At 60.5% G+C, this 26280-nt stretch carries 22 protein-coding genes; 8 read left to right on the top strand and 14 right to left on the bottom strand.

What is annotated here, in order from left to right; all coding sequences use genetic code 11:
* Positions 1-244: 244 nt before the first annotated feature.
* From HCK03_RS05095 to syd, 4 genes are all read right to left on the bottom strand, one after another.
* Positions 245-688: a flavodoxin gene (locus HCK03_RS05095; protein ID WP_041146983.1), complete on the bottom strand. Its 444-nt coding sequence runs from the start codon at positions 686-688 to the stop codon at positions 245-247.
* 2 nt (positions 689-690) lie between these two features.
* The gene (gene truC, locus HCK03_RS05090) at positions 691-1485 is read right to left on the bottom strand and encodes a tRNA pseudouridine(65) synthase TruC (RefSeq protein WP_041146984.1); all 795 of its coding nucleotides are present in this window, start codon (positions 1483-1485) and stop codon (positions 691-693) included.
* The gene (locus HCK03_RS05085) at positions 1485-1814 is read right to left on the bottom strand and encodes a YqcC family protein (RefSeq protein ID WP_041146985.1); all 330 of its coding nucleotides are present in this window, start codon (positions 1812-1814) and stop codon (positions 1485-1487) included. Before HCK03_RS05085 ends, truC begins: the two co-directional genes overlap by 1 nt.
* Positions 1815-2445: 631 nt before the next feature.
* A complete protein-coding gene (gene syd / locus HCK03_RS05080) occupies positions 2446-2991 on the bottom strand; it encodes a SecY-interacting protein (RefSeq protein ID WP_167691217.1) in 546 nt (181 codons plus the stop codon).
* Positions 2992-3059: 68 nt separating this feature from the next.
* Between syd and queF the strand changes: the two genes are divergently transcribed.
* The 5 genes from queF (at position 3060) to HCK03_RS05055 (ending at position 9810) form a co-directional block, all read left to right on the top strand.
* Positions 3060-3905 (top strand): NADPH-dependent 7-cyano-7-deazaguanine reductase QueF, encoded by an 846-nt coding sequence (gene queF / locus HCK03_RS05075; protein ID WP_123552067.1) that lies wholly within the window; start codon positions 3060-3062, stop codon positions 3903-3905.
* Between the two features lie 113 nt (positions 3906-4018).
* Positions 4019-5386 (top strand): nucleotide 5'-monophosphate nucleosidase PpnN, encoded by a 1368-nt coding sequence (gene ppnN / locus HCK03_RS05070; RefSeq protein WP_041146988.1) that lies wholly within the window; start codon positions 4019-4021, stop codon positions 5384-5386.
* 622 nt (positions 5387-6008) lie between these two features.
* Entirely contained in the window at positions 6009-7298 is a 1290-nt protein-coding gene (locus tag HCK03_RS05065) for an HAAAP family serine/threonine permease (RefSeq protein ID WP_041146990.1), read from the top strand.
* 57 nt (positions 7299-7355) lie between these two features.
* Positions 7356-8723: an L-serine ammonia-lyase gene (locus HCK03_RS05060; RefSeq protein ID WP_132513013.1), complete on the top strand. Its 1368-nt coding sequence runs from the start codon at positions 7356-7358 to the stop codon at positions 8721-8723.
* A gap of 148 nt (positions 8724-8871) precedes the next feature.
* On the top strand, positions 8872-9810 hold the full coding sequence (locus HCK03_RS05055) for a sulfonate ABC transporter substrate-binding protein (protein ID WP_134527488.1): 939 nt from the start codon (positions 8872-8874) through the stop codon (positions 9808-9810).
* Positions 9811-9845: 35 nt separating this feature from the next.
* On the opposite strand, the gene HCK03_RS05050 is transcribed toward HCK03_RS05055, so the two are convergent.
* The 8 genes from HCK03_RS05050 to ssuD form a co-directional block, all read right to left on the bottom strand.
* Positions 9846-11069: an acyl-CoA dehydrogenase family protein gene (locus HCK03_RS05050; protein WP_041146993.1), complete on the bottom strand. Its 1224-nt coding sequence runs from the start codon at positions 11067-11069 to the stop codon at positions 9846-9848.
* Positions 11070-11079: 10 nt separating this feature from the next.
* Complete coding sequence (locus HCK03_RS05045; protein WP_041146994.1) at positions 11080-12501, bottom strand: MFS transporter; 1422 nt, start codon at positions 12499-12501, stop codon at positions 11080-11082.
* 170 nt (positions 12502-12671) lie between these two features.
* Positions 12672-13550 carry a MetQ/NlpA family ABC transporter substrate-binding protein gene (locus tag HCK03_RS05040; RefSeq protein WP_167691216.1) on the bottom strand — a complete coding sequence of 293 codons (879 nt, stop codon included), beginning with the start codon at positions 13548-13550 and terminating at the stop codon, positions 12672-12674.
* The gene (locus HCK03_RS05035) at positions 13547-14245 is read right to left on the bottom strand and encodes a methionine ABC transporter permease (protein WP_041146996.1); all 699 of its coding nucleotides are present in this window, start codon (positions 14243-14245) and stop codon (positions 13547-13549) included. The genes HCK03_RS05040 and HCK03_RS05035 overlap by 4 nt, the downstream gene beginning before the upstream one ends.
* On the bottom strand, positions 14242-15261 hold the full coding sequence (locus HCK03_RS05030) for a methionine ABC transporter ATP-binding protein (RefSeq protein ID WP_123552063.1): 1020 nt from the start codon (positions 15259-15261) through the stop codon (positions 14242-14244). The genes HCK03_RS05035 and HCK03_RS05030 overlap by 4 nt, the downstream gene beginning before the upstream one ends.
* A complete protein-coding gene (locus tag HCK03_RS05025) occupies positions 15258-16664 on the bottom strand; it encodes an LLM class flavin-dependent oxidoreductase (protein WP_076945983.1) in 1407 nt (468 codons plus the stop codon). Before HCK03_RS05025 ends, HCK03_RS05030 begins: the two co-directional genes overlap by 4 nt.
* A 39-nt stretch (positions 16665-16703) precedes the next feature.
* Positions 16704-18098 (bottom strand): FAD/NAD(P)-binding protein, encoded by a 1395-nt coding sequence (locus HCK03_RS05020; protein ID WP_167691215.1) that lies wholly within the window; start codon positions 18096-18098, stop codon positions 16704-16706.
* 44 nt (positions 18099-18142) lie between these two features.
* A complete protein-coding gene (gene ssuD / locus HCK03_RS05015; protein ID WP_041147000.1) occupies positions 18143-19315 on the bottom strand; it encodes an FMNH2-dependent alkanesulfonate monooxygenase in 1173 nt (390 codons plus the stop codon).
* 271 nt (positions 19316-19586) lie between these two features.
* Here ssuD and HCK03_RS05010 point away from each other — a divergent pair, with 271 nt between their 5' ends.
* Both HCK03_RS05010 and xni read left to right on the top strand, forming a co-directional pair.
* The gene (locus HCK03_RS05010; RefSeq protein WP_167691214.1) at positions 19587-21530 is read left to right on the top strand and encodes a sigma-54-dependent Fis family transcriptional regulator; all 1944 of its coding nucleotides are present in this window, start codon (positions 19587-19589) and stop codon (positions 21528-21530) included.
* Positions 21531-21686: 156 nt separating this feature from the next.
* Entirely contained in the window at positions 21687-22442 is a 756-nt protein-coding gene (gene xni / locus HCK03_RS05005) for a flap endonuclease Xni (RefSeq protein ID WP_167691213.1), read from the top strand.
* Positions 22443-22551: 109 nt separating this feature from the next.
* Here xni and fucO read toward each other — a convergent pair whose 3' ends face one another.
* Together fucO and fucA are read right to left on the bottom strand one after the other, a co-directional pair.
* Positions 22552-23700 (bottom strand): lactaldehyde reductase, encoded by a 1149-nt coding sequence (gene fucO, locus HCK03_RS05000; RefSeq protein ID WP_076945977.1) that lies wholly within the window; start codon positions 23698-23700, stop codon positions 22552-22554.
* Between the two features lie 27 nt (positions 23701-23727).
* On the bottom strand, positions 23728-24375 hold the full coding sequence (gene fucA / locus HCK03_RS04995; RefSeq protein ID WP_041147004.1) for an L-fuculose-phosphate aldolase: 648 nt from the start codon (positions 24373-24375) through the stop codon (positions 23728-23730).
* A 565-nt stretch (positions 24376-24940) separates the two neighbouring features.
* Between fucA and fucP the strand changes: the two genes are divergently transcribed.
* Positions 24941-26251: an L-fucose:H+ symporter permease gene (gene fucP / locus HCK03_RS04990; protein WP_041147005.1), complete on the top strand. Its 1311-nt coding sequence runs from the start codon at positions 24941-24943 to the stop codon at positions 26249-26251.
* Positions 26252-26280 lie beyond the last annotated feature (29 nt).

Raw genomic sequence — 26280 nt, 5'->3', positions numbered from 1 at the left:
CACGGAAATGAAAAGCAACCGCCGGTTAGCGCTGCCGGCGACGGTGCAAACGGCAGGAGTGTGAAATGTCTCTCTTGACCCGGTGAAAACAGGCGCTAAAAACCACTTTTAGCCAGTGGTTTTTAGGCAGGTGCCTGAACCCCTGACGGGCGGGCGCGGGTATGATCCTGTTGAGCGTTTATCCGGCGCTGGCCTTCAGAAGGGACGCCCTCTACGTAGGGGGAGAGCGTCACTTATCATCCGCTTATTCGAGCAGGGTCGCCCACTGTTCAACCCACGGGTTGGACACGCCTTCGGGCTCCGGGTCTTCGCTGGCGTCGATCGTCAGCATGTCGCCGACGCGCTTTGCGCCCTGCTCCTGCAGCAGCGCATCAAAGGTCTTGCCGCCGCCGCAGAAGTTAGCGTAGGTGCTGTCGCCGAGCGCAATGATTCCGTAGCGCAGGTGCGGCTGGTACATATCCTTAATGCCTTCGTACAGCGGAATGATGCTGTCCGGCAGATCGCCCTGTCCGGTCGTTGACGTCACGACCAGAACGTATTTGCCGCTGTAGGGCTCCCAGTCCTGAACCTCCGGGTCTTCGAACACCTTCGCCTTGTGGCCCAGGCCGCTCAAAATGGCTTCAGCTTCTTCAGCGACCAGCAGCGCGTTACCGTACATCGTACCGACAAAAATTCCGACTTCTGCCATCTTTATCTCCCTGGATTGACCTCAATCCGTTCATCCTGACCGCTGTCGTCTGCAAACTCAACCCTTTCATTTAACGGCAGAAGGCCTCGCCAGCCAAACTGCGACAGCGCCCGCATCCACACGTCGTCCAGGCTGGCGCGAATGACCAGCGGCTCGCCGGTAAACGGATGGGTTAACGAGAGCTGGCTGGCGTGCAGCATCAGGCGGTCGCAGGCAAAGTTTTCAACCGCGCTGCGGTTCTGGCGCAAATCACCGTGCTTGCTGTCGCCGATAATCGGGTGGCGCAGGTGGGAGAGATGGCGACGCAGCTGGTGCTTACGCCCCGTTTTCGGCTCCAGCTCAACCAGGCTATAGCGCGTCGTCGGATAGCGTCCGGTGGCGACCGGCATCTCAACCGTCGCCAGGCCACGATAGTGGGTGACCGCCGGCTGCGGACCTTTATCTTCGCGCGCGAACTTGTCGGCTATTTTATCCAGCTCTTCAACCAGCGGATAATCGAGCAGCGCCTCTTCGGTCAGCCAGCCGCGGGCAATGGCGTGGTAGCGTTTTTGCATCTGGTGCAGCTCAAACTGCTGCGACAGTCGTCTTCCCGCCTCGCTTGATAGCCCCATCAGCAGCACGCCGGAGGTCGGTCTGTCGAGGCGATGGGCGGTAAAGACGTGCTGACCAATCTGATCGCGCACCGTTTGCATGACTACCACTTTCTCATCGCGATCCAACCAGCTGCGGTGGACAAGCCAGCCGGAGGGCTTATTGACCGCCACCAGCCACTCGTCCTGATAGATAATTTCCAGCATCAGGCGTCGTCGCTCGCAAAAAGGGTATCCAGCAGCAGCAGCTCCGCCAGCACGCGATCGCGCAGCGGGTGGGCGGCATCAAGGGCCACCTCATAATAAGGGGCGACGGCAAAACTCTGCGGCAGCGGCTGCTCAGCGTCCAGCAGCTGATGCATACGCGGGATCAGCACCCACTGCAGCCACTCCAGCGGCTCCATAGTATCCATGCAGAACGGGCTGTCGCTGGCAAAGGCGCTGCTTTGCGGCGCGTTTTCCTGCCAGTACTGCGTTTCGCGCAGCAGCGCTTCAATAGCGTGCAGGCGCTCGCGCACGCTGAGGTGAAGAGTCATGGGGAAACCTCGATGAGTTGTAAACCGGCGCAGAATAGCAAATTCAGAAGAGAAATAAAAAAAGGGAGCACTGTATAAACAGTGCTCCCGGTTCGTTTCGCAGCAATCCAGCTACATTGGTGCTCCCTGCTCGTCCGTGAAAACTTTTCCTGAGGTCTCCTGACCATGTTCATCCATAAACCAGTGCGTCCTGCTTTCACACCACCCCGATGTGAAATTACCTGTCCTTAAGTCTATCCCGATCTTCCTGATCCACCGTTCATCATGAGCGGCTCACGTTCTCCATCCTGGAGGTGTCCTTTACGCCATCCTGCGTTATCCTGTGCTTCATCCTGAAGCCTGTCCTTGCTACGCCTTCCCGGCGGGTCCTGCAGAAGTGTCATCATCCTGATGTTCACTTCATTTCGCGACTTCCTGTCGACGTATATAGGATCACTGATTCCGCCTCATCTTACAACCCTTCATACGACAATCTCTTAAGATTAGTCACCACTAAAAAAGACGATATAAAACCTAACCATATGAATTAAAATAGTTTATTAAATATTAAATAGTTGAAAAATGACTTAAATGATGACGATCTCTTACAGGTCTTGTAAGAGATCTCTCACAAACGGACCGGCATAATGGATTACACAACCGGCTCGAGCTGGTTGAGAAAACTCGCCAGGGAGGCAGAAAGGGTCGTACGTTTGCGCGTGCCGAGGGTCTCTTTGAGGACTTCGCCGCTGACGTTACAAACGGAGATAACGTCCAGCTCGCTGTCCAGCGTGGCGATAAACAGCGTCGGCGACAGCTTCAGGCGTTTTTGCACCACCAGGTGGCCGATCAGATTTTCCTGCATGCGCTGGAAGTCATCCGGGCTCCAGGCCTGCAGCAGGGTCATCGTTTCGCCCGCAAAGCGCGCCTGCATATCGCCGGCGAACTGGGTGGTATAATGACTATGAGCCGGCTGTTGTACCACAATATCGAAGGCCCTTTCAACCGCGCTGATATTGGCGGGGAGAGAAAAGGGCTGCGGCTGCCAGAAAACGGCGTCGGCGTCCGTCGCGCTGATGCAGGGCGACGGGATGCCGTAAAGCTCTTCGCTGCGCGGCAGGCTTGCGCGCTGCTGCTGCCAGGCGTCGCAATAACGTTGGGTAAATGCTTGCAGCGCTTCTGCGGTCTGATTGTCCACCGGTTTCTCTCTTCACGTTAGCCAGGATACACTTAGCGAATAGTGTACCCGCTTTACTATGGTGAAACATGTCTTCTTATGAGAATCATCAGGCCCTCGCTGGCCTGACGCTCGGTAAATCAACCGATTACCGTGATACCTACGACGCGTCCCTGCTGCAGGGCGTGCCGCGCAGCCTGAACCGCGATCCGCTGGGCCTGCACGCCGACAGCCTGCCCTTCCACGGCGGCGATATCTGGACGCTGTACGAGCTCTCCTGGCTGAATGCAAAAGGTCTGCCGCAGGTTGCGGTGGGCCACGTCGAGCTGAGCGATACCAGCGTGAACCTCGTAGAGTCGAAGAGCTTTAAGCTCTATCTCAACAGCTTCAACCAGACCCGCTTTGCCGACTGGCAGGAGGTGCAGGCGACCCTGACGCGCGACCTTAGCGCCTGCGCCCAGGGCGAGGTCACGGTTGCGCTCTATCGCCTCGACGAACTCGAAGGCCAGCCGGTAGCCCATCTGCACGGCACCTGCATCGACGATCAGGATATCGAAGTTGATAACTATGAATTCAGCACCGACTACCTGCTGGACGCTGCCGGCGACAAAATCGTCGAAGAGACGCTGGTGAGCCATCTGCTGAAATCCAACTGCCTGATCACCCATCAGCCGGACTGGGGTTCGGTGCAAATCCAGTATCGCGGGCCAAAAATCGATCGCGAAAAGCTGCTGCGCTACCTGGTCTCGTTCCGCCACCATAACGAGTTTCACGAGCAGTGCGTCGAGCGGATCTTCAACGACCTCCTGCGCTTCTGCCAGCCGCAGTCGCTCTCCGTCTACGCCCGCTACACCCGCCGTGGCGGCCTCGACATCAACCCGTGGCGCAGCAACGCGGACTTTGTTCCCGCGATCGGCCGTCTCGCGCGTCAGTAGGCAAAATATTTCACACTTTGCGTGCGTTCACGCGTACGCAAGGTTGTGAAAACGCCGCAGGCAGGGCTATTGTAATCACAGGAAGACGATAATCGTCCTGTTAAGGAGTTCACTTGATTACACATGTTAGCCCGCTTGGTTCAATGGATATGCTGTCACAGCTGGAAGTGGATATGCTTAAACGCACCGCCAGCAGTGACCTGTATCAACTCTTTCGCAACTGTTCGCTTGCCGTGCTCAACTCGGGGAGCCTGACCGATAACAGCAAAGAGCTGCTGTCTCGTTTTGAAAACTTCGATATTAACGTGCTGCGTCGCGAACGCGGCGTGAAGCTGGAACTGATCAACCCGCCGGAAGAGGCGTTCGTTGACGGGCGGATTATCCGTTCCCTGCAGGCCAACCTGTTTGCCGTGCTGCGCGACATCCTGTTCGTTTACGGGCAGATTCATAATACCGTTCGTCTGCCGAACCTCGACCTCGAAAGTTCGGTGCATATCACCAACCTGGTGTTCTCGATTCTGCGCAACGCCCGCGCCCTGCACGTCGGCGAAGCGCCCAATATGATTGTCTGCTGGGGCGGTCACTCGATTAATGAGACCGAATATCTCTACGCCCGCCGCGTCGGGACCCAGCTCGGCCTGCGCGAGCTGAATATCTGCACCGGCTGCGGCCCGGGCGCGATGGAAGCGCCGATGAAAGGCGCCGCGGTTGGCCATGCCCAGCAGCGCTACAAAGACAGCCGCTTTATCGGCATGACCGAACCTTCGATTATTGCCGCCGAGCCGCCGAATCCGCTGGTGAACGAACTGATCATCATGCCGGATATCGAAAAACGCCTTGAGGCCTTCGTGCGCATCGCCCACGGTATCATTATCTTCCCGGGCGGCGTGGGTACGGCGGAAGAGCTGCTCTATCTGCTGGGCATTTTGATGCACCCGGCCAACAAGGCGCAGGTGCTGCCGCTGATCCTCACCGGACCAAAAGAGAGCGAGAACTATTTCCGCGTGCTGGATGAGTTCATCGTCCACACCATGGGCGAATCGGCGCGTCGCCACTACAAGATTATCATTGACGACGCCAGCGAAGTGGCGCGTCAGCTGAAGAAAGCGATGCCGCTGGTCAAAGAGAGTCGCCGGGAAACCGACGACGCCTACAGCTTTAACTGGTCGATTCGTATTTCGCCGGACCTGCAGATGCCGTTCGATCCGACGCACGAGAACATGGCCAACCTCAAGCTCTATCCGGACCAGCCGGTAGAAGTGCTGGCCGCGGATCTGCGCCGCGCCTTCTCCGGGATCGTCGCCGGGAACGTCAAAGAGGTCGGCATCCAGGCGATTGAAAAATTCGGCCCGTATAAGCTGCACGGCGATGCGGAGATAATGCGCCGGATGGACGATCTGCTGCAGGGCTTTGTCGCCCAGCACCGCATGAAGCTACCGGGCGGCAGCGCCTATATCCCTTGCTATGAAATAGGCTCCTGAGCCCTGTTCTGACCCTCCCGGGCGGCGGCTAACGCCCTGCCCGGGCAATCCAACCCGCTCTCCTGCTCTCCAGCGCACCTCCGCTCCCGCACGCCCGTTCTCCCGTTCTCCCGTTCTCCCGTTCTCCCGTTCTCCCGTTCTCCCGTTCTCCCGCACGATAATCTGCTCACCCCGGCTCTCCCGCGACTCCTTTCTGAAATCTATTTTCTTTGTGAATGTTTTGTAGCTTTTTACAAAGCCAATCGTTTGCCTTTCCAAAAACAGCAATAAATATCACCACAAAAAAGATATTTGAGAGCTAAAACATCGATAACATCCCATTTTTACAGCGCAAACCTCGTTATTACGCCGCCACGCTTTTATCTCATATGCTGCGAATGTTAGCCTTCGCACCACAAATCTCTGGCTGAACATCAGAAACAGACTGTTGGACTAAAAATATCCACCCTGAAAGTGGATTATTGCAATTGAGATCGCGATCACTGATAGATTTCCAATATGAATGTATCTTTCCGCCCCACTTGTTACGGAGAAAATCACTAAAAAACCGTAAACAAACGAATTTAATACTACTTAATTGATTTTATTTATTATTTTTTGTCGCTTCCTCCAGGAGATACAGATGGAAACCACGCAAACCAGCACTATCGTTTCGGGCGAAACCCGCAGCGGATGGCGCAAAACAGATACCATGTGGATGCTGGGCCTGTACGGCACGGCTATCGGCGCGGGCGTTCTGTTCCTGCCGATCAACGCCGGCGTCGGCGGTATGATCCCCCTGATCATCATGGCTATTCTGGCTTTCCCGATGACTTTCTTTGCCCACCGCGGGATGACCCGTTTTGTGCTGTCCGGTAAGAATCCGGGAGAAAACATCACCGAAGTCGTAGAAGAACACTTTGGCGTTGGCGCAGGTAAGCTCATTACCCTGCTCTACTTCTTTGCTATCTACCCGATTCTGCTGGTGTATAGCGTTGCGATTACCAATACCGTCGAGAGCTTTATGCTGCACCAGCTGCAGATAACGCCGCCGCCGCGCGCTATTCTGTCGCTGATCCTGATCGTCGGGATGATGACCATCGTTCGCTTCGGCGAGCAGATGATTGTGAAAGCGATGAGCGTACTGGTCTTCCCGTTCGTGGTCGCCCTGATGATTCTGGCACTCTATCTGATCCCTGAGTGGAACGGCGCGGCGCTGGAAACCCTCTCCCTGAGCAGCGCAACCTCTACCGGCAACGGCCTGTGGATGACCCTGTGGCTGGCGATCCCGGTGATGGTGTTCTCGTTTAACCACTCGCCGATCATCTCCTCCTTCGCCGTGGCGAAGCGTGAAGAGTACGGCCAGGACGCTGAGAAGAAATGCTCCAGCATCCTCGCTCGCGCTCACATCATGATGGTGATTACGGTGATGTTCTTCGTCTTCAGCTGCGTACTGAGCCTCTCCCCTGCGGACCTGGCGGCAGCGAAAGATCAGAACATCTCGATTCTCTCGTACCTGGCGAACCACTTTAACGCCCCGCTGATTGCCTGGATGGCGCCGATTATTGCGATGATTGCCATCACTAAATCCTTCCTCGGCCACTATCTCGGCGCCCGCGAAGGCTTTAACGGCATGGTGATTAAATCCCTGCGCGGCAAAGGTAAATCCATCGAAATCAACAAGCTGAACAAGATCACTGCGCTGTTCATGCTGGTCACCACCTGGATTGTGGCGACGCTGAACCCAAGCATTCTCGGCATGATCGAAACCCTCGGCGGCCCGATTATCGCGATGATTCTGTTCCTGATGCCGATGTACGCGATTCAGAAAGTCCCGGCGATGCGCAAATACAGCGGCCACGTCAGCAACGTCTTCGTTGTGCTGATGGGCCTGATTGCTATCTCCGCTATTTTCTACTCCCTGTTCAGCTAATCTCCCCCTCGCGCCGCCCGCCGGCGGCGCGCTTTCCGACAGTTCTGGATGTGCACCATGATCAGCGTATTCGATATCTTTAAAATCGGCATCGGCCCTTCCAGCTCCCACACCGTGGGGCCAATGAAAGCGGGCAAACAATTCACCGACGACCTTATCGCACGCGGGCAGCTTGCCGACGTCACCACCGTCATCGTCGACGTATACGGCTCCCTTTCCCTGACCGGCAAAGGCCACCATACCGACATTGCGATTATTATGGGCCTGGCGGGCAACATGCCCGATAGCGTCGACATTGACGCCATTCCGGCGTTTATTCAGGACGTCAACACCCACGGGCGCCTGATGCTGGCAAACGGCCAGCAGGAAGTCGACTTCCCGGTAGACCGCTGCATGAATTTCCATGCCGACAATCTGTCGCTGCATGAAAACGGCATGCGCATTACCGCCCTCGGCGGCGATAAGGTGCTCTACGCCCAGACTTACTACTCCATCGGCGGCGGTTTTATCGTCGACGAGCAGCACTTCGGCCAGAGCAACGACGCGCCGGTTGCCGTGCCTTATCCCTACAAAAACGCGGCTGATTTACAGCGGCACTGCAGCGAAAGCGGGCTCTCGCTTTCCGGCCTGATGATGCAAAACGAGCTGGCGCTGCACAGCAAAGAAGAGCTGGAGCAGCACTTTTCCGCCGTCTGGGACGTGATGAGCGGCGGTATCGAGCGCGGCATCAGCACCGAAGGGGTGCTGCCGGGCAAGCTGCGCGTCCCGCGCCGCGCCGCGGCGTTACGCCGGATGCTGGTCAGCCAGGACAATACCAACAGCGATCCGATGGCGGTCGTTGACTGGATTAACATGTTTGCCCTCGCGGTGAACGAAGAGAACGCCGCCGGCGGCCGCGTGGTCACCGCGCCAACCAACGGCGCCTGTGGGATCGTGCCTGCGGTACTGGCCTATTACGATAAGTTTATCCGCAAGGTTAACGCCAACTCGCTGGCGCGCTACCTGCTGGTCACCAGCGCGATTGGCTCGCTGTATAAGATGAACGCCTCGATTTCCGGCGCCGAAGTGGGCTGCCAGGGCGAAGTCGGCGTCGCCTGTTCAATGGCGGCGGCCGGCTTAACCGAACTGCTGGGCGGCAGCCCTGGCCAGGTGTGCATCGCCGCCGAAATCGGTATGGAGCACAACCTCGGCCTGACCTGTGACCCGGTTGCCGGCCAGGTTCAGGTGCCGTGCATCGAGCGTAACGCCATCGCCGCGGTGAAGGCCGTCAACGCCGCCCGGATGGCGCTGCGCCGCACCAGCGAACCGCGCGTATGTCTCGATAAGGTTATCGAGACGATGTACGAAACCGGCAAGGATATGAACGCCAAGTACCGCGAAACGTCGCGCGGTGGCCTGGCGATGAAAATCGTGACCTGCGATTAGTGCCTCTCCCGGCGGACGACCGTTCGCCGGGACTCTCTCCGCACCCCCGCCTGAAAGCCATTTCGGTTATATAAATTAAAATTTAGTTATTTATTGGTTATAAGGACGATTTGCTACCTTACGGGAAACCGCTACAGGAGAACAAATCATGTCAAAAAGGTTCCATCTGGCCCTGCTGCCGCTGCTGCTCGGTCTGTCCGCTTCCGCGCTGGCTAAGACGCCGGAAACCGTCAACATTGGCTACCAGAAGGCCAATATTTTCGCCCTGTTGAAATATCGCGGCACCCTCGATGAGACCTTCAAAAAAGAGGGGATCGCCGTGCGCTGGGTGGAATTCCCGGCCGGTCCACAGATGCTGGAAGGGCTAAACGTCGGCAGCATCGACCTGGCGGCCACCGGCGACGCCCCGCCGGCCTTCGCTCAGGCGGCGCAGGCGGATCTGGTTTATCTCGCCCACTCCCCGGCGAACCCCAAAACCGAAGCCATCGTGGTGCCGGAAAACTCAACTATTCGCAGCGTCACCGACCTGAAAGGCAAGCGCGTGGGGCTGAATAAAGGCTCGGACGTCAACTACCTGCTGGTCACCGCGCTGGAAAAGGCCGGGCTGAGCTATAAAGATATCACTCCGGTCTATCTGCCTCCGGCCGACGCCCGCGCCGCCTTCCAGCGCGGCGCCATTGATGCCTGGGTTATCTGGGATCCGTACCTTGCCGAAGTTGAAACCAACGCTAAGGCGCGGCAGATCCGCAACGCCGAAGGGCTGGTGCCGCACTACACCTTCTATCTCGCCAGCCGTAAATTTGCTGAATCCTATCCGGATACCGCGAAGCAGGTCGTTGATGAGCTGGGCAAGCTGAGCGACTGGGCCAACGCCCATCAGGACGATGCCGCCGGGATTTTGTCGACCTCCACCGGGCTGGATAAGGCTATCTGGCTGAAGGCGCTGGCCCGCCTGCCCTACGGCGCCGAGCGCATGACGCCCGCGGTCTATAACGAACAGCAGGCGCTGGCGGATACCTTCACCCGCGTTGGCCTGCTGCCGGTCAAAGTGGACGTGCGCAGCGCCACCTGGTCGCAGGATAAGTAGTGTTTACCGGCGACGGCTTTCCGTCGCCGCTCTCTTTACTCCTGCGTTTTCTCGCCGTTGCCTATCTGCCAGATAAAGGTCGGCGCTTCGCCGTTGACCAGCCAGCTGCCGATGTTGCGCGCTTTATAGATAACCGGATTGTGCGAGGCCACCGTGCGCGCGTTGCGCCAGTGGCGATCGAGCGCTTTGTCGACCCGGGTGTCCGACGCGCCGAGGGCGTTAAACAGCTCGGTCGCCGCCCGCGGTATCCAGTCGCTGGCAATCACCTGCGCCTGCGCCGCCTCCACTTCCGCCAGACGATTACGCTGCGCAATCAGCGCCTCGTCGCCGCTGGCGTGAACGATATAGGCCTGCTGTAAAGACTCCGCCGCCTGCAGCACCGCCGCGCGGGTCGCCCACGCCCAGCTGCTGATTTGCCCGACCACCTGCAGCACCTGAGGATCGTCGCGCGGCACGGCGGCGTTGCCGTGGCTGTACATACGGGAGCGTTTTTTCACCCCTTCGGCGGCATCGCGCTCTACCGCCAGGCCGATACCCGCCAGCGTCGCCAGTAAGATATGCTGATAGAAAGCGGTCTGGTAGCGAAAGCGCTCGGCAAAATCGTAGACATGCTCCTGCTCAACCTGCGCCTGCCGGAAGCGGGTGGTGCCGCTGCCGGTCAGACGCTGGCCAAAGCCGTCCCAGTCGTCCTCGCGCTCCACCCCACTCTGCCTGGTACTGACCAGCGCTATCACGTCGCCACCGTTGTCGCTCCGGCGGGCAAAGACGTCAATCCAGTCGGCGTACAGCGTTCCGGTGCTGTAAAACTTCTCGCCGCTTAGCCGCCAGCCGCGCTCGTCCGGCGTCACCTGAGTATTCACCTCCCCCAGCTTCACCGCCCCGATCTCGGTCCAGCCGCTGCCCACCAGCTCCCCGTCGCGAAAACGCTGGAACCAGCGATCGCGCTGCGCGGAGTCCGGCTGATTCAGACGGTCCTCAACAAAGGCAAAATGGGCGCGCAGCGCCTGCGGCAGGTTTGAATCAGCCTCGGCCAGCTCAATCAGCAGGGCAATCAGCTGCGGCAGCGACGCCCCCCAGCCGCCCTTTTCCCGCGGGATGCGCAGCGTGCCGAATCCCGCCTCCTTCAGCCAGCGAATCGGCTCCTCGGGCAGAATGCGCTGCTGCTCGCGGCTGGCCGCCCCTTGCGCAATGCGCGAGAAAATCGGCCGAAAGGCCGCCGCCAGCTGTTCATAATCGGTACCGGTAGAAAGTAGTGTCATCATCTGTTCCTTAATGGTGGCTGTCGTCAATGTCGTGACGCGTCGGCTCGTGGCGAACCGCAAGCAGGAAGAAGATCGGAATAAGGGCGGCCAGCGATACCACCCAGAACATCTGCGTGCCGAGAGAGGCCTGCAGCAGCGGCAGCACGAACAGCGCCAGCGCGCTGCCGATCCCGGAGAGCGCCCGGCTGAAGCCGACGCCGGTGGCGCGAATCGCGGTTGGATAGGAGAGCGCCGGATAGATCATCAGCTGCGCGCCGGGGCCAAAGCCCTCGGCAAACAGCCACAGCCCAAGCATCGCCATCGCCAGCACCACGCCGACGGTGGCCTGCGGCTGGCCCACCAGCGCAAGCACAATCAGGGCGATAAACTGCAGCGCGAAGCCGGCAATCGCCACGTGGCGCGACGGATATTTCCACGCCAGATGCATCCCCAGCAGCCCGCCGGTAAAGGCAAACAGCGCGTTCAGCCCCAGCGAAGCGGAGATGGTTTCAAACACACCGGCGCCGAGAAACTGCGCGAGGATCGACGGCAGGAAAAAGGCGATGGCGGTGTACTCAAAGGAGATACAGATATTCATCACCCCGGCAACGACGGTGCGCTCGCGGTACGGCTTTTCAAACAGCACGCGGAAGCTCACCTTCGGCGGCGGCGCGGGGCGTTCGGCCGGCGCCTCATGGGCGGCAATGCCGTAAGAGTCGCGCAGAATACGTACCGCCGAGGTCAGGTCTCCCTGGTTTGCCGCCCACAGCGGCGATTCATTCATAAATTTTCTGCGCACGGCGATAATCAGCAGCGCCGGAACCGCGCCAAACAGCAGCGAGGCGCGCCACAGCCAGTCGAGATGCTCCTTTGGCAGCACAAAATAGAGCCCGAAGATAATCAGAAAACAGACCGTCGAGGCGGCGTACCACATCGGGCACCAGGCGGCGAGGCGCGAGGCCTTGTTGCCTTTGCCGGTAAAACGGGAGAATTCAGCGAGGTAGGACATAGCGACCGGCAGATCGATACCGACGCCGATGCCCATCAGGAAACGGGCGCCGATCAGCACCCAGACGTTGGGTGCCAGCCCCGCGGCGATAGCCGAGACGACAAAAAACAGCATATCGGCCATAAACACCGAATAGCGGCCATATTTATCCGTCAGCCAGCCGCCGATCAGGTTACCAAAAATGGTACCGACCATAATGGATGAGGTGACCAGGCCGGTCAGCAGCGGCGACAGCTGAAATTCGCGCACCACGTCATCAATGCCGTAGGAGAGCGTGGTTAAATCATAGGCGTCAAGGAAGACGCCGCCGAGAGCGAGGAAGACAATCATCCGCGCATATTTAGCCCGATCCTTGCCCGAATTAATTAGCCGCGCCACGTCCCCGACGCTACTCACCGGCGCGGAGGCCACGCCGGGATTATCAACAGACAGCGTACTCATGTTTTCACCTTATTATGTTGTGCAGGTGATCGCAGTTATAGGCCGCCCCTTGATAAAGGGGAACCAACAAAAACGCATATAAAAATCAATATATTCAATAAGTTAATTAAATAAAACGACAGCAACAGGACGGGCCTTCGCCCGTCCTGCGAGATACTCATCAGCGCAGATTATTCAGCGGAAACCGGCACCAGCACGTCTTTCACCAGCGGATCGTCGGTGGTTTTCAGCCAGGTCTGGATGCGCGGGTCGGAAAAGGCCTGCTTTAATTTGACGATATTCTCCTGCGACAAATAAGGCGTGCCGATGACCAGCTGCGACGCGAAGGTGCGCGGTGCCGGCGGGAATAGAATGCCTCGGTCCCGCGACACCTTTCCGGCATCAAACTGCGAGACGTAGCCGATTGCCGCATCGACCGAATTGAGCGCCCGCGGCATGGTGAGCAGATCCAGCTCTTTGAAATTAAACTGATGCGGGTTGCCGACGATATTTTTCAGCTTCGCCGTGCGCGGCTCCACCGCCGGGTCGAGCGTAATCAGGCCGATGCGCTGCAGCAGCCACAGCGCCTGCCCCTGGTTGGCGCCATCGTCCGGTACCACGATCGTCGCCCCGTTCGGCAGATCCTTGACCGACTTATAGCGATCGGAGTAAATCCCAAAGGCCCACTGGAACACCGGCACCGTGGTGGAAAGCGCGAAGCCGTTGGCGTCCACCACCTGCTTGAGCCACCACTGGTGCTGATAGATGGTTCCGGCGTACTCCCCTTGCGCTACCGCGCGATCCGCCTGCACCGGATCCTGTACACCCACCGCCTCCAGCTTCAGGCCATAGTCCGGCGCGATATGCTCGCCGATGTACTCAATGATCCGCTGCTCGCCGGCCATCGCCGGTTCATAGTGAATTTTCAATGTGGTGCCGAACACCACCTGCTGCGACTGGGCCTGCCCCCGCCACCACCAGAAGGTGGCGGCCAGCGCCACAATCACTACCAGCGCCGCCAGCCACGGCCAGCGGCGGGCCTTACGTAACTCAAACTGTTCTGTTGTCATGAAGAGATCCCCTGCGTGTGGCGAAGTTTGTTGACCAGACGGTCACCGAAAAATTGAATCAGCTGGATAGTGGCGATCAGCGCGATAATGGTGGCGATCATGATGTGATTGTCGAAGCGCTGGTAGCCGTACACCACCGCCAGATAGCCGATCCCTCCCGCGCCGATGGTGCCGGCAATGGCGGAATATTCGATCATCGACACCAGGTTGAGCGTTACCGCCGCCACCAGCGCGGGCAGGGCTTCGCTCAGCTGGGCGCTGCGGATAATCTGCCAGCGCGAGCCGCCGCAGACGATCCCGACGGCGGTGACCTCAGCCGGCAGCTCGCGCAGGGCGTTTTCCACCAGCCGACCAAAAAACGGCACTCCGGCGGCGATCATCGGCACCACCGCGGCAGGAATGCCGATCGTGGTCCCGGTGAGCCAGAAGGTGAAGGGAATGATCGCCGCCATCAGCACCAGAAACGGCAGGGAGCGCCCCATGTTCACCACCCAGTTCAGCACCCGGTAGAGCGCGGCGTGCGGGAACAGCCCCCGTGACGAAGCGTTGAACAGCACCACCCCGACCGCTCCGCCGAGGGTCACCACAAACAGCATCACAATGGCCACCATCAGCCAGGTTTCGCCGTAGGCGGGCAGCAGCAGCGTATGGATCTCGCTCCAGGGCGTATCCTGGCTGATTACCGAAGGTTTCATACCGCCTCCCTGAGCTCAGGCGCGTCGTCGAGGACCTCGGCCGCGATGCCGAGCTGTGCCAGCAGCGCCAGCATCCTACCTGCCGACAGACGCTCACCCTGAAAGCGCACCCCCGCCTGCAGCCGCCCTGCCAGCCGGCCGTTTATCACCTCAACGTGGCCGCCGAGCAGGTCAATTTGCAGCGCAAACTGCTGGCTCAGGCGGCTGATCCAGTCGGTGGCCACCGGCACATCCCAGCGATAGCTCAGGCGCAGCAGCAGATCGCTATGGGCCGCTACCGGAGAGAGCGGCAGCAGCTGCTGGCCCAGCAGAGAGTCCGGGCGCGCCAGCAGATCTTTCACCTCGCCGAACTGGAGGATCGTGCCGTCGCGAATTTCCGCAACCGCATCCGCCGCCGCGCGTACCGCGTCCATCTCGTGGGTAATCAGCACGATCGCCAGCCGGTACTCATCGCGCAGGCGCTTAAGCAAATTGAGCACCGCAGCGGTGGCCTGCGGGTCCAGGCCCGAGGTGGCCTCGTCCGCCAGCAGCACCGAAGGACGCAGCGCCAGGGCGCGGGCGATGCCGATACGCTGGCGCTGGCCGCCGGAGAGCTGGGTCGGCCAGGCGTCGGCCTTATCGCTCAGGCCGACGCTCTCCAGCAGTTCGCCCACCCGGGCTTTGACATCCCGCTCCACTACCCCGAGGTACTCCAGCGGCAGAGCGATATTTTGCCAGGCCGTTTTACGGTTCAGCAGCGCCGAGGACTGGAAAACGGTGCCGATCGCCCGCCGCTCGCGGCGCAGCGCCTCGCCGCGGAGTAGCGACAGGTCGTTGCCGTTAACCCGGATGCTGCCGCTGTCGGGACGCTCCAGCAGGCTGATGCAGCGCGCAAGAGTCGATTTACCCGCGCCGCTTGGCCCCACCACCGCGGTGATCGAGCCGGTTGGCACCCGCAGCGACAGCCCTTTCAGCACCTCGCTGACCCGCCCGCCCGCCGTGCGGTAGCTTTTATGCAGGTCGTCTATCTCAATCATGTCACCTTCTCCCCCGCCCCGGCGTCGATGCGCACGCCGCGCCGGTAGCCGGCTCCCGGATGCGGGGCCACCAGCCGCGGCCCGGCGCCGAACAGTTTTTCGCGCAGGGTGCCTTCGCGGTACTCCTGCTTGAAGACGCCGCGCTTTTGCAGCTCGGGGATCAGCAGCTCCACCACGTCGCGGAAGGTTTCGTGGGTCACCGCGTAGGCGAGGTTAAAACCATCGACATCGGTCTCCTCGACCCACGACTGCAGCTCGTCGGCCACGGTTTCCGCGCTGCCGACGATCAGCGGGCCAAAGCCGCCAATGCCCACCCAGTCGGCCAGCGCCTGCACCGTCCACTGACGGTCAGGGTCGGCGGTGGAAAAGGCCTCAACTGCCGACTGAATGGCGTTGGTATGCAGATATTTCAGCACCTGATCCGGCTGATACTGGCCGAAGTCGATCCCGGTCCAGCCGGAGATCAGCGCCAGCGCCCCCTCGTAGCTGACGTAGGATTTATACTCCTGCCATTTGGCCTGCGCCTCGCGGTCGGTTTCGCCGACGATCACCGTTTGCAGGTTGAAAATCAGGATACTGCGCGGATCGCGCCCGGCCTCCGCGGCGCGGCGGCGAATGTCGGCCACCGTCTTTTTAAGCAGCGTTTTTGACGGCGCGGCGACAAACACGCACTCGGCGTGCCCGGCGGCAAACTGCTTCCCGCGGCTCGATGCCCCGGCCTGATAGAGCACCGGCGTGCGCTGCGGCGACGGCTCGCAGAGGTGGATCCCCGGCACCGAGAAGAAGTTGCCCTGGTGGTTGATCGGGTGGATTTTCTGCGGATCGCTGAAGATCCCCCGCTCGCGATCGCGCAGCACCGCCCCGTCTTCCCAGCTGCCTTCCAGCAGCTTATAGACCACGTCGAGATACTCGTCGGCGTAGTCGTAGCGCGCATCGTGATCGGTCTGCGCCTGATGACCGATGTTGCGCGCCCCGCTTTCGAGGTACGAGGTCACGATATTCCAGCCCACCCGGCCTTTGGTCAGATGGTCAAGGGTCGACAGCCGGCGGGCAAACGGATAGGGATGCTCAAACGACAGCGAGGCGGTCAGGCCAAAGCCGAGATGCTCCGTCACCAGCGCCATCGGGGTAATCAGCGCCAGCGGATCGTTCACCGGCACCTGCGTCGCCTGGCGAATGGCGGCATCGCCGCTGCCGTTCAGCACGTCGTAGATGCCCAGCACGTCGGCAATAAACAGGCCGTCAAACTTACCGCGCTCGAGAAGGCGCGCGAGGTCAACCCAGTAGTCCAGATCCTTGTACTGCCATGAGCGGTCGCGCGGGTGGGTCCACAGCCCCGGCGACTGGTGGCCGACGCAGTTCATATCAAAAGCATTAAGACGAATTTCGCGTTGTGATGACATAGCACTTCTCCAGGGCGCGTCCCGACAGGGGGCGCACGCTTAATCATGAATAACGAAAGAACCATCAAGCCCCAGCGTCGCCAGCGCTTCAGCCGCCACCGCGGCGGCATGGTCGGCGACCTGCGGCAGCCCCATCAGCTCGCCAAAACGTCCGCGCGCCGCCGGGCCAGAAATCAGCACATTTGGCGTCACCGTGCCCTCGCGGCCAATCGCCCTTGAGCGCGAATCGACATCGAGCCCGAGCCCCAGCGCGTCGGCGCGGATCAGCCCGTCCCGCGCCAGGTCGCGCAGCAGCGGCTGGCTGTCGGTCAGGCCGCCGTGCGCGGGGCCGGTGGTGAGGATCAGGCGATCGACGGTCAGCGATTGAGGGTCGCCGCGGCGCGGGCTCAGGGTCAGAGTCAGCCGACCGGCATCGCCCTCCAGCGCCGTCAGCCTTGCCGCCTGCACCTTCAGGCTACCGTCGCGCTGGCGCTGGCTTAGCACATCCGCGACCTGCGGGGCGATGCGGTAGCGATGCACATCCCAGTAGCTGCGCAGATGGCGCAGGAAGCGCTGGCGGTCTGCCAGGCTCAGCCCCTGCCAGATGCTCTGCCCCTGGTTACGCACCGCGTCCAGCACCACCTGCCACGGCTGGCCCTGCTCGGCGGCGTGACGAATATCTTCCCGCACCCGCCGCAGCCGCTGGCGCAGCGAGCCCTCGCGATAGTCGCCTGGCCACGGCTCGGTGGCGCCGCTGATGTTCCCGCGGGGCAGCAGGCCGTGGCGCGAAAATGCCGTCACCGGGCCGCGATGGCCGAGCCGCGCCAGGGTGGCGATGGTGTCGGCCATGGTCAGCCCGGTGCCCATCACCGCCACCCGCGCATCCGGCACAACGTCGGCAAGCGCATCTGCACGCCACGGGTTGGCAATCAGCGCCGGATGATCGCGAAACGGGACCGCCAGGCGCGGCAGCGCCGGCGGCGGATGGCTCACCGCAAGGATCAGCAGATCGCTTTGCAGCAGCCGGCCGCCGGCGGTGGTGACGCCGCGCGGGCCATAGCTCAGCGCCTCTTCCCGCAGGTGCACCAGCCGTCCGTCGCTCGCCCGCAGCGCCTCGGCAAAACGCTGGCTGACGTAGCGGCCAAACTGGCCGCGCTGCGGATAGAGCGCCCCGTCCTCACGCCGCGCCTGCGGGTCGTCGGCGAACGCCGGCTGGTCGCGATACCAGCGGTCGAAAGCGCCCTCCTCCTCGCCGGCCAGCTGCATCCGCGCGGCGGGGACGTTGATGCGATGGGAGGGCTCGGCGGTGGAGTAGGCCACCCCCGCGCCGGGCACCGCGCGCGGCTCCAGCAGCGTCACCCGCAGCCCGTTTGGCGCCAGGCGCAACAGCTCAATCGCCACCGCGGCGCCGCTGAACCCGCCGCCGATAATGACCACCTGCGGTTCAGCGCTCATCGGCAATCCCCCTCTGGAGGCAGAAAAGCATGTCCACCTCCCGCTCAGCTGGCGCTGACCTGTTTAACCGGCCGCTTATCGCCGCCGATGGTTTCGCCAAACGGGCCGGTATTCACGCTGCGCGCTTTCGGCTGGGCGCTGCCGGCAAGCGGCAGCAGCGGCATGACCAGGTCGGCAAAGCGGTGGGCCTCTTCGAGATGCGGGTAGCCGGAGAAGATAAAGTTGGTGATGCCGAGGGCCTGATATTCGCGAATGCGATCCGCGACCTGCTGCGGGCTGCCGACCAGCGCCGTGCCCGCTCCGCCGCGCACCAGACCAACGCCCGCCCACAGGTTCGGGGCGATGCGCAGGTTGTCGCGGGAGCCGTTATGCAGGGCGCTCATCCGCGCCTGGCCTGCGGAATCCATGCGGGCAAATATTTTTTGCGCCTGGGCGATGGTGTCGTCATCCAGATGGGCAATCAGGCGATCGGCGGCGGCCCAGGCCTCCTCTTCCGTTTCGCGCACGATGACGTGCAGGCGAATGCCGTACTCCAGGGTGCGGCCGCGGGCGGCGGCGCGCTCGCGCACGATGGCCAGCTTCTCCGCCACCAGCGCCGGCGGCTCGCCCCAGGTCAGATAGCTATCGATTTGCTCAGCGGCAACGTCAATGGCCTCCTCCGAAGAGCCGCCGAAGTAGAGCGGCGGGCCGTTTTCCTGCACCGGCGGGAAGAGCACTTCCGCCCCTTCAACCTGGATATGCTCGCCGTGATAATCCACCTTCTCGCCTTTCAGCAGGCGCGAGTAAACGTCCAGAAACTCGCGGGTCACCTGATAGCGCTGGCTATGGTCGAGGAAAATTCCGTCGCCCTTGTTCTCTACCGGATCGCCGCCGGTGACCACGTTGATCAGCAGCCGGCCCTCCGACAGGCGGTCAAGGGTTGCCGCCATACGCGCCGCCAGCGTCGGCGGCTGCAGCCCCGGGCGTACCGCCACCAGATAGCGCAGGCGGCGGGTTAACGGCGCCAGCGCCGCGGCGACCAGCCAGGAGTCTTCGCAGCTTTTGCCGGTGGGGATCAGCACGCCGTAGTAGCCGAGACTGTCGGCGGCCAGCGCAACCTGCTGTAAATACGCTAAATCAACGGGACGTCCGCCTTCGGTGGTGCCCAGATAGCGGCCGTCGCCGTGGGTGGGTAAAAACCAAAACACGTTGATCTTATCGCTAGCTTTCTGCGTCATTATCCATTTCCTATATAACCATATTCGATATTCATCGAAGAGTTGTTTAAATTTGGTTATATAGGTGTTAGCGATAATCGTGCCAACGCGGCAATGAAATTTAAGGCAATAAAATCAAATAATTAATAAAATCACTCGCCCGCCAGGCTGTTGCAAATGCGTCAGCGGATGGGGTGAGGCTGCCGCGTTTGCAACAAAACCACAGGGTTTGCCCGTGTTTATCGCCGCCGACAGAGGATAAGTTCAAGGCGTTATTTAGCGGAGGACTCCCATGCTTAATCCTGAACCCCCGGCCGATACCCCGGTGCTGATCGACCCGGCGTCAAAGGCCTTTCAGAACCTGTTGGATAAACTGGCGCCCACCGAGGCCACCGTGCTGATCGTCGGTGAAACCGGCACCGGTAAAGAGGTGGTCGCCCGCTACCTGCATCACCACAGCAGCCGCCGCCAGCAGCCTTTTCTTGCCGTAAACTGCGGCGCGCTCACCGAGAGCCTGGCGGAAGCAGAGCTCTTCGGTCACGAGAAAGGGGCGTTTACCGGCGCGGTGCAGAGCCATCCCGGCTGGTTTGAGGCCGCCGAGGGCGGCACGCTGCTGCTCGATGAGATTGGCGAGTTAAGCCTGCCGCTGCAGGTGAAGCTGCTGCGCGTGCTGCAGGAGCGTGAGATTACCCGCGTCGGCTCGCGCAAGGCGGTCAAAGTCAACGTGCGGGTGATTGCCGCCACCCACGTGGATTTGGCGCAGGCGATCCGCGAACGCCGCTTTCGTGAAGACCTCTATTACCGCCTGAATATCGCCATCGTCCCGCTGCCGCCGCTGCGCCAGCGCCGCCAGGATATTCCCCTGCTGGCCAACCATTTCCTGTCGCTCTACGCCCGCCGGCTGGGACGCCCGACCCGCTATCTGGCACCGGAGGCGCTGGACCGGCTGATGGACTACCCGTGGCCCGGCAATATCCGCGAGCTTGAAAACACGCTGCATAACGCGGTCCTGCTCAGCAGAGAGGAGGAGATTACGCCGGCCCAGCTGCGCCTGACCACGCTGCACGCCGCGCCGCTGACGGCGACGGATATTGAGCTGGACGACTTTATCCACCAGCAGCTCGCCCAGCCCGGCGACGCGCTGTGGGAGCGCATGACCGGCGCGCTGATCCGCGGCGCCATGGCCCACTGCGACGACAATCAGAGCCAGGCCGCCGCCCTGCTGGGGATAAGCCGCCACACCCTGCGTACCCAGCTGGCCAATATTGGCGTAATTAAAAGCCGCCGCCGGGTGGAGTCGGCGCCGCGCCGGCTGGCCGATGCCGCGTCCGTCGACCGCGAGCTGCGCATCGGCTATCAGCGCTTCGGCAATCTCGGTATTTTAAAGGCCCGGCAGAGCCTCGAAAGCGCCTTCGCCAGCCTCGGCGTCAGCGTGCTGTGGAGCGAATTCCCGGCCGGGCCGCAGCTGCTGCACGCCCTCGCCTGCAATGAGATCGATTTCGGCACTACCGGCGAAGCGCCGCCGGTCTTTGCCCAGGCCAGCAGCACCGAGCTGGTGTACGTCGCGTGGGAGCCGCCGGCGCCGCAAAGCGTGGCGATGGTGGTGCCGCAGCATAGCGAGATCCGCACGCTCGACGATCTGCGCGGCAGGCGTATTGCGCTGAATAAGGGCTCAAACGTGCACTGGCTGCTGCTGCAGATTCTGGAAGAGGCCGGGCTGGGCCTCAACGACGTGAAGGTGGTCTACATCCCGCCGAAGTATCCGCTCACCGCCAGCGATTATCTGGCGGTCGACGCGTGGATGATGTGGGACCCGCTGCTCAGCGACGCCGAACATACCGGGGAGCTGCGGGTGGTCGCCAGCGGCGAGGGCCGGGTGCACAACCACCAGTTCTATCTCTCGCGCCGCGATTACGTCAACCACAACGGCGACATCATGCAGCGTCTGCTGCACGAGCTGACGCAAACCGGGCAGTTTATCGATAGCCGGCGCGAAGAGGCCGCCGGGCTGCTTGCCGCCGAATTAGGCATTAACGTCGATTCGCTGGCCCTCGCCCTCGCGCGGCGCAGCCATCGCCCGCGGATGATGGATCTTAAGGTCATCCGCGCCCAGCAGACCATCGCCGACCGCTTTTATGCCCTCGGGCTGATCGGCAAACCGGTTTCCGTGCGCGAAGCGGTGTGGTACGGCGAAGCGGCCCACAGCGACCTGAGCCTGCTGCTGCACGCCGATTAGGCCGCTTTGCGAGGCGCATTCCCGATCATCCCCGCGCCGATAGCCTCCTGTGCACGGCAATGATACCCTTACATTTATGAGAACACGGCTCGGGCACGGCGCCCGACCAGGCCGGTGGACCGCTCATCTGCCGGCATAAATGATAAGGAGAGACCTGTGGCCGTTCATCTGTTAATCGTCGACGCGCTCAATCTGATTCGCCGCATTCACGCGGTGCAGGGTTCGCCCTGCGTTGACACCTCCCTGCACGCGCTGGAGCAGCTGATCGTCCATAGTCAGCCAACGCACGCGGTGGCGGTATTTGATGATGAAGATCGCGCCAACAGCTGGCGGCATCAGCGCCTGGCGGAATATAAGGCCGGCCGCGCGCCGATGCCGGAGACGCTGGAGGCCGAAATGCCCGCGATCCGCGCGGCGTTTGAGCAGCGCGGAATACGCTGCTGGGCCCTGGCGGGCAGCGAAGCCGACGATCTCGCCGCCACCCTGGCGATGAAGGTCGCCCAGGCCGGGCACCAGGCCACCATCGTCTCCACCGATAAAGGCTACTGCCAGCTGCTTTCGCCCACGGTTCGCATCCGCGACTACTTCCAGAAGCGCTGGCTGGACGCCCCTTTTATTGCCAACGAGTTTGGCGTGACCCCGCAGCAGCTGCCTGATTACTGGGGGCTGGCGGGCATCAGCAGCTCAAAAGTGCCGGGCGTGGCGGGTATCGGCCCCAAAAGCGCCGCCCAGCTCTTAACCGAGTTTACCGATCTGGAGGGGATTTACGCCCGTCTCGACGAGGTCGCGGAGAAATGGCGCAAGAAGCTGGAAGAGCATAAAGAGATGGCGTTCACCTGCCGCGAAATCGCCCGTCTGCAGACCGATTTACAGCTCGACGGCAACCTGCAGCAGCTGCGGCTGACGGCATAGTCGGTGTCGTTGGCATAATTGGTATAGTTGGTATAGCTGGTATAGCTGGCGGCCGCCGTTTAGCCGAAAAGGGCGATAGCCAGCATCGCCCTTAACCCCCCGGCAGCGTTTACCAGGCGCTATGATAGAGCTCGATAATCTCCGCCAGGCTGGCTTCCCGCGGGTTGCCTCCGGTGCAAACGTCATCCAGCGCGGCCTGCGCCAGCGCCGGAATATCCTCTTTACGCACCCCGACATCGCGCAGATGCGGCGGGATCCCCACGTCGCGATTGAGCTTACACACCGCCTCTACCGCCGCCTGGCGGACCTCCTCTTCGCTTCTGCCTTCAACTTTCTCGCCCATCGCCCGGGCGATATCGGCAAACTTGCCTCCACAGTACGCGGCGTTGTAGCGCATCACGTGAGGCAGCAGAATGGCGTTGGCCACGCCGTGCGGGGTGTTGTAAAACGCGCCTAAAGGATGCGCCATGCCGTGCACCAGCCCGAGGCCGACGTTGGAAAACCCCATTCCGGCAATATACTGCCCCAGCGCCATTGCCTCGCCGGACCGGCTCTCGCCCGCCACCGAGCCGCGCAGCGCGCCGGCGATAATCTCTATCGCCTTCAGATGCAGGGCGTCGGTTAACGCCCAGGCCGCCCGCGTCGTGTAGCCCTCAATGGCGTGGGTCAGCGCGTCAACGCCGGTGGCAGCCTTCAGCGCCGGCGGCATCCCGTCCATCATGTCGGCATCGATAAACGCGACCTGGGGAATATCGTGCGGATCGACGCAGACAAATTTACGCCGCTTTTCCTCGTCGGTGATCACGTAGTTGATCGTCACCTCCGCCGCGGTTCCGGCGGTGGTCGGGATAGCCATAATCGGCACGCTCGGCGCGCGGGTTGGCGATAGCCCTTCCAGGCTACGCACGTCGGCAAATTCGGGGTTAGCGCTGATGATCCCCACCGCCTTACAGGTATCCTGCGGCGAGCCGCCGCCGATGGCGATCAGATAATCCGCCCCGCTCTGCCTGAAGACGCGCAGCCCCTCCTGCACCACCGCAATCGTCGGGTTGGGGATCACCCCGGAAAAGATCTCCCACGCCAGGCCGGCGGCATCCATGCTGTCCGTCACCCGGCTAACCGCACCGCACTGCACCAGCGTCTTATCGGTGACAATCAGCGCCTTACCATAGCCCCGACGCTTCACTTCATCGGCCAATGCCGCTACCGCCCCTCGGCCAAACCACGCCGTTTCGTTCAAAATCATTCTGTTCGCCATCGCCCGTCTCCTGTTTACCGTGCGGGATCACTCTTCGATACGTAGCCCATAGGTTTTGAATTTTTCCAGGACGATGGCTATCGCTTCGTCGTCCAGTACCGGCACCGGATCGATAATCGCCAGCGTGCTGAGGTACAGCTGCGCCAGCACCTCCACCTCGTGCGCCAGCCACAGCGCTTTTTCCAGATTCTCTTCACAGGCAATCAGCCCGTGATGCTGCAGCAGGGTCGCCTTGCGGTTTTTTAGCGCCACGGCCACGTATTCAGAGAGCTCGCGCGTGCCGAAGGTGGCGTAGGGTGCGCAGGGAATGGAGTTGCCACCGGCGGCGGCAATCATGTAGTGGATCGCCGGAATGGGCCGGTTAAGGATCGATACCGCGGTGCAGTGAACCGCGTGGTTGTGCACCACCGCCTGCGCGTCGGGGCGGGTCTGGTAGGCCGCCATATGAAAGCGCCACTCGCTTGACGGCAGCTTGCCCTGCTCATGCTGGCCGCTGGCGTCAATCCAGACGATGTGGGATTCGGTGAGCTTTTCGTAGGGGATACCCGTCGGCGTAATCAGCATGCCGCCTTCATAGCGCACGCTCACGTTGCCTGCGGTCCCCTGATTCAGCCCCAGCCGGGTCATTTCCAGGCAGGTATCAATAATCTGCCGCGCCAGCGTATTTCGTTCCATTATTTACCTCTCTCAGTGTTTCAAAACGGACCAACAGAATCCTCGCTAACCTCATCCCGGCTCTGTCGAATTAATCAGATATTTACTCACCATCATCATATTGAATAACCAGAATGGAATTGACATCAGCGTATTCTGTGACCGCCATCAATTAATCACCGCGAATAAACACAGCGCCGGTTATTTTCCTCAAAGAAAACTGCCCGTTATTATTCTTGTTGTTTAAAACGGGCATTTTAGTTGCTCATTAACAATTGCCCGTTTGCGCAGCAATAAATTAAATCGGGCAGCGCCGCTGTGGCTTTTAAATTAAATAATCTCAAACGGTCATTATTTTAGATAAATTAAAGTGATGCTAATCACATAAAGCCATTGTCTCTGGGTCAAATGTGACCGCCATCATATTAAAAGACGTTGTTTATTTGAAAATGAGTTCATGAGTTCATTCACGAGAGCATTTTATTTACCGCCGCTTAACCGGAACTCACCTTACTTTACCGGCTGGAGAGAGTAACCAGCCGCATGCTAAAGATGCTGGACACGCTTCTGAACTGATGAGGATGCTATGGGAAACACAACAATACAAACGCAGAGTTTTCGTGCGATAGATGTCGGACAGAGTAAGCGCTATATAATTCCATTCGCCCTGCTGTGCTCGCTATTTTTCCTGTGGGCCGTTGCCAATAACTTAAATGATATTTTACTGCCGCAGTTCCAGCAGGCTTTTACCTTAACCAACTTTCAGGCCGGGCTGATTCAATCAGCCTTTTATTTCGGCTACTTCGTCATTCCGGTCCCTGCCGGGATACTGATGAAAAAGCTCAGCTATAAGGCCGGAATAATTACCGGGCTATTTCTCTACGCTTTCGGCGCGGCCCTATTCTGGCCGGCAGCGGAAATAATGAATTATACTTTATTTCTGATTGGTCTTTTTATTATTGCCGCAGGACTGGGATGTCTTGAAACCGCCGCTAACCCTTTCGTTACGGTCCTTGGCCCGGAAAGCGGCGGGCATTTCCGCCTCAACCTGGCGCAAACCTTTAACTCCTTTGGCGCCATTATTGCCGTCGTCTTTGGGCAAAGTCTTATTTTGTCTAACGTGCCGCATCAATCTCAGGAAGTGCTCGATAAAATGGCGCCCGAGCAGCTCAGCGCCTATAAGCACAGCCTGGTGCTATCGGTTCAGACGCCGTACATGATTATCGTGGCGATCGTGCTGCTGGTTGCCGTGCTGATCGCGCTGACAAAATTTCCTTCTCTGCAAAGCGACGACCACGTTGATAGCGAACAGAGCTCTTTGAGCGCCTCCTTCGCCAGGCTGGTGCGCATTCGCCACTGGCGCTGGGCGGTTCTGGCGCAGTTCTGCTACGTTGGCGCGCAAACCGCCTGCTGGAGCTATTTGATTCGCTATGCTATCGAAGAGATCCCCGGCATGACGCCCGGCTTCGCCGCGAACTACCTGACCGGCACCATGGTCTGCTTCTTCATCGGCCGCTTTAGCGGTACCTGGCTCATCAGCCGTTTTGCCCCGCATAAAGTGCTCGCCGCCTATGCCCTGCTGTCGATGGTGCTGTGCCTGATCTCCGCGCTCAGCGGCGGCCATATCGGCCTGCTGGCGCTGACGCTGTGCAGCGCGTTTATGTCGATTCAGTACCCGACCATTTTCTCCTTGGGGATCAAAAACCTGGGGCAGGACACCAAATACGGTTCGTCATTTATCGTCATGACCATTATCGGCGGCGGCATCGTCACGCCGGTGATGGGCTTTGTCAGCGATGCCGCGGGCAATATCCCGACCGCCGAACTGGTCCCGACGCTGTGCTTCGCCATCATCTTTATTTTTGCCCGTTTCCGTTCACAAACGGCAACCCACTGAACATTTTCCGCATAACGTGAGGAGTCTGG

It is taken from the genome of Klebsiella terrigena, from assembly GCF_012029655.1.
Taxonomy (GTDB): Bacteria; Pseudomonadota; Gammaproteobacteria; order Enterobacterales; family Enterobacteriaceae; genus Klebsiella; species Klebsiella terrigena.
Note: the sequence above shows the minus strand (reverse complement) of the source record. Positions and strands in the feature narration are given on the sequence as shown.